Genomic DNA, 1,541 nt, shown 5'->3' on the forward strand with positions numbered 1-1,541 from the left:
CCGTCGAGGCGGTGGACGCCGCCGGCGAGCTTGGCCATGCGGGGGTCGAGGTTGACGGGGTTTTCTTCCTTACCGTCCTCGGGCAGGCGCAGCACCTCGCCGATCTGGTCGATCAGGAGGCCATAGGATTCGCCGCGCAGGTCGACGCCGACCGCCATCGCGGTCTTGCCGTCCTCGTCCTTGGGCAGGCCGAGGCGCGAGCGCATGTCGACCACGGTGACGATGCGGCCGCGCAGGTTCAACACGCCCGCGATCTCACGCGAGGCCAGCGGCACGCGGGTGACGCGCTCGGGCATGAACACGTCCTGGACGCGGGAGATCGGCAGGCCGAACAGCTGGCCGCCGATCATCGCGGTGACGTACTCGACCATGGCGCCTTCGCTGGACTGGGTCTTCTTGCTCATTTCAGGGTCTCCTGGTCCATGCCGCTCAAGGTTTAAGCCGCGGCCGCCCGGCTCAGCTCGGAGGCGCCGGCGGCGCCCGCGGTCTGCTCCTTCAGCGCCGCGATCAGGCCGGGACGGTCGAACTTGGCGACGTAATCGTGGAAGCCGGCCTGACGGCCGCGCTCGATCGCCGCCGGCGACACCAGCGCCGACAGGCCGATGATCGGCGTCGCAGCGAGGTTGTTGTCGGAGCGGACGACTTCCGCGAACTCGAACCCGTTCATGTCGGGCATCTCGATGTCGGTCAGGATCACGTCGAAGCTTTGGGCGCGCAGTGCCGCGAGGCCCTCCTGCGCGGTCGGCGCGGTGCGGACGCGGTAGCCGGCGGCCTTCAGCACCGGCGCCAGCATGTTGCGGAAGAAGGCCGAGTCGTCGACCAGCAGCACCGACTGCGAATGCAGCGACGGCTTCATCTCCTTGCGGGTGAACCAGTCGGCGAACGCCATCGGCAGGAAGTGGCCGACGTCGATCACCTCGGTGGCCTGGCCCTTGATCACGGCCGAGCCGAGAACGCCGGAGGAGGAGCCGCCGACCTCGATGTTGAGGCGTTCCTCGACGATGTCGATGATCTCGTCGACGACGAGGCCCATGGAGCGGCCGTCGTCGGCGAACACCAGGATCGGCTGGGCGCCCTGGCTCGCAATGGTGACGCCTTCCATGGCCACCAGCGGCATCAGCTGCTCGCGGTACTGCACCATGTAGCGGCCGTTCGAGAACTCGATCTTGTCGGCCGGCAGCTCTTCCAGGCGCGTGACGAGGCCGAGCGGAACCGCCTTGGGCTGCGACGAGCCGGCGCGGAACACCAAGAGCGAGGTGGTCTGCTCGCCACTTCCGATGTGATGGCCGGCCGCTTCGTCACCCATGCCATGGGCCGAGGAGCCGGCGGCGCCGAGCGCCTTGGCGATGCCGTTGGGATCGATGATCATGATGACCGCGCCATCGCCCAGAATGGTGTTGCCGGAGAACATGTCGATGTGACGCAGTTTTGTCGACATCGGCTTGACCACGATTTCTTCGGTGTGGAACACGCCATCGACGACGATGCCAAAGGTCTGGCTGCCGACTTGCGTCACCACGATGAAGCCGTTCTCGGGATCG

Annotated in this window: 2 protein-coding genes; both read right to left on the reverse strand. The window is 67.2% G+C overall.

The window, feature by feature from the left end; all coding sequences use genetic code 11:
- Nucleotides 1-404: chemotaxis protein CheW (locus I6F24_RS37230; protein WP_225145778.1), on the reverse strand; the 404-nt coding region annotated here is incomplete at its 3' end.
- Nucleotides 405-436: 32 nt separating this feature from the next.
- A partial coding sequence (locus I6F24_RS37235) for a response regulator (protein ID WP_225156591.1) occupies nucleotides 437-1,541 on the reverse strand: 1,105 nt, incomplete at its 5' end.

The sequence above is a fragment of the Bradyrhizobium sp. BRP23 genome, assembly GCF_020194135.1.
GTDB lineage: Bacteria > Pseudomonadota > Alphaproteobacteria > Rhizobiales > Xanthobacteraceae > Bradyrhizobium > Bradyrhizobium yuanmingense.